This is a genomic window from Flavobacterium palustre (genome assembly GCF_014639535.1).
GTDB lineage: Bacteria > Bacteroidota > Bacteroidia > Flavobacteriales > Flavobacteriaceae > Flavobacterium > Flavobacterium palustre.
In genome coordinates, this window is sequence record NZ_BMGA01000020.1 from 1 (window position 1) to 2,566 (window position 2,566).

Sequence of the window (2,566 nt, forward strand, 5' to 3'; positions counted from 1 at the left end):
AACGAAAACAGGTTTAGTTGTATCTTGAACATTAATAGTTTGTACATGAGTTGTAGTGTTATTACATAAGTCAGTAGCCGTCCATGTACGAGTTAGGGTATAAGCCCCTGCACAAGCACCTTCAGTTTTCACTTCAGCGAATGTTACAGCAGCAGTACCACAATTATCAATAGCAGTTAAAGTAGCCGGCTGAGGAATTTCAGAACATTCTACAGTAACATTATCAGGTAATGTTTCAACGAAAACAGGTTTAGTTGTATCTTGAACATTAATAGTTTGTACATGAGTTGTAGTGTTATTACATAAGTCAGTAGCCGTCCATGTACGAGTTAGGGTATAAGCTCCTGCACAAGCACCTTCAGTTTTCACTTCAGCGAATGTTACAGCAGCAGTACCACAGTTATCAGTAGCAGTTAAAGTAGCAGCCTGAGGAATTTCAGAACATTCTACAGTAACATTATCAGGTAATGTTTCAACGAAAACAGGTTTAGTTGTATCTTGAACATTAATAGTTTGTACATGAGTTGTAGTGTTATTACATAAGTCAGTAGCCGTCCATGTACGAGTCAGAGTATAAGCTCCGGCACAAGCACCATCAGTTTTCACTTCAGCGAATGTTACAGCAGCAGTACCACAGTTATCAGTAGCAGTTAAAGTAGCCGGCTGAGGAATTTCAGAACATTCTACAGTAACATTATCAGGTAATGTTTCAACGAAAACAGGTTTAGTTTTATCTTCCACGCTAATAGTTTGTACATGAGTTGTAACATTATTACATAAGTCAGTAGCCGTCCATGTACGAGTCAGAGTATAAGCTCCGGCACAAGCACCTTCAGTTTTCACTTCAGCGAATGTTACAGCAGCAGTACCACAGTTATCAGTAGCAGTTAAAGTAGCCGGCTGAGGAATTTCAGAACATTCTACAGTAACATTATCAGGTAATGTTTCAACGAAAACAGGTTTAGTTTTATCTTCTACGCTAATAGTTTGTACATGAGTTGTAGTGTTATTACATAAGTCAGTAGCCGTCCATGTACGAGTCAGAGTATAAGCTCCGGCACAAGCACCTTCAGTTTTCACTTCAGCGAATGTTACAGCAGCAGTACCACAGTTATCAGTAGCAGTTAAAGTAGCCGGCTGAGGAATTTCAGAACATTCTACAGTAACATTATCAGGCAATGTTTCAACGAAAACAGGTTTAGTTTTATCTTCTACAGTAATTATTTGAGATTTAGAAGATTCGTTGCCACACGCATCTTTAGCAGTCCAGGTTCTGGTTAAAGTATAGCTACTTGCACAAGTTTCACTAATATTTGATTTTACTTCATTGTAAGTTACTACCGGAGTAGCATCACAATTATCAGTAGCAGTTAAAGTAGCGGCAGTTGGAATAGTATTACATTCTACAGTTACATCAGCAGGAGCTTCGCTCAATACTGGAGCAGTAACATCCTGGATTTTTATAGTTTGTGTAGCAGAAGCAGCATTTCCACATTGGTCAGTTACCGTCCAAGTTCTTGTTATTGCTTTGTTGCTTGCACAAGCAGTAGCCGGAGTCAAACAAACGCTGTTAAATTGAATACTTCCATTTACGCTGGCTTGTTTTTGAGAGTATATAAACCAGGTTCCATTCATTGAACCTGTTAAGTTTTCAAAACTTGATACATAGCCTGTAACTCCATTAATTACATTTGGAGAAGACAAAGCGCCGTTTGGTGTAAAGTTTTGAGGAATATCCTGAGAAATTACATCGTTGTTATTCCATTGTGGGTTTCCTGAACTATTTGGATAGAATACAGGTAAGTATAATTCTTGGTCATTTGAATTAGCATCTTCACAAGCACCACCTGTACAATACGGACCAACTAAAACAACAGCCTGTCCACTAGGAGCAACCAAAGTAAATTCAGCTCTTCCTTTTCCTTGATTGGTTTCAAATGCAAGGGCAATTTTTTCAATATCTTTTGCGGTCAAGTTGTCAAAACCACTTACATTAAAGTAGAAATAGTTACCATTTCCAGAATTGATATTAGCTTTAGCGTCATTTCCAAAACAATCAGAGTCAGTATAAGTAACTGTTGGGTTTTGATCACAAGCATCAGAAATATTAGTTGCAGTACCGGTTGCAGTAGGATCTAAATTAGAAACACAATTTGCACCTGCATTAACAGTAATGTCAGCAGGAACTGTAAAAGTAGGAGCAGTGATATCCTGAACATTAATTTTTTGTGATTTTGTTGAAGTATTACCACAATCGTCAACAGCCGTCCAAGTTCTGGTCACAGAATAATTACCTGCACACTGACCTTGAATTGTTACATCTTCAAAAGTTAGAGAAACAGATGTATCCACATTATCTGTTGCAGTTGCTTGAGTAAACTCAGGTTTAGCAGGGCAAATAATTGTTGTTTCGTTTGGTAATTGACTAATTACTGGAGGAGTACCGTCTCCATCAATTATAGTTGCCGAAGCAGTAGTTGTACAGTTATTTTTATCAGTGATTGTTACATTATAAGTTCCAGCAAGTACAGAAGCAAGGTCTTGAGTAGTTGCTCCGTTACTCCAA

At 38.0% G+C, this 2,566-nt stretch carries 1 protein-coding gene; it reads right to left on the reverse strand.

Features of this window, described 5'->3' with window-relative positions:
- A partial coding sequence (locus IEV84_RS16350; RefSeq protein ID WP_188495866.1) for an HYR-like domain-containing protein occupies nt 1–2,566 on the reverse strand: 2,566 nt, incomplete at both ends.